Source organism: Kytococcus schroeteri (assembly GCF_002847825.1).
Classification (GTDB): domain Bacteria; phylum Actinomycetota; class Actinomycetes; order Actinomycetales; family Dermatophilaceae; genus Kytococcus; species Kytococcus schroeteri.
The window spans coordinates 1-303 of record NZ_PKIZ01000171.1; the positions used below are offsets into that span (position 1 = coordinate 1).

A 303-nucleotide genomic window follows, 5' to 3' on the forward strand; every position below is an offset into this window, starting at 1 on the left:
GCCGTCCCGGCGCACCCGCAGCTCGCACGATGTGGATACGTCGTGGAAGATTGACGCTTATTCCTTCGACATCCCGGTGATGACGCACCCGACCGACTCGATCGTCACACCCGAGTTCGCTATCGAGTTTGGCCAGCTCGGTGGCCTTCCGGTGATCAACGCCGAGGGCCTCTGGGGGCGCGTGGATGACCTGGATGCCGCCCTGCGCGGGGTTGTTGAAGCTGCCCAGAAGGCAGAGTCCGCGCTGTTTGATGAGGATGACGCCGCCTCGGACTCCGATATCTTCGGCGCCAACGCGGAGCT

Annotated in this window: 1 pseudogene; it reads left to right on the forward strand. The window is 64.0% G+C overall.

The features are described from left to right. A pseudogene (locus tag CYJ76_RS12040) lies at positions 1-303 on the forward strand (hypothetical protein); the annotation flags it as partial.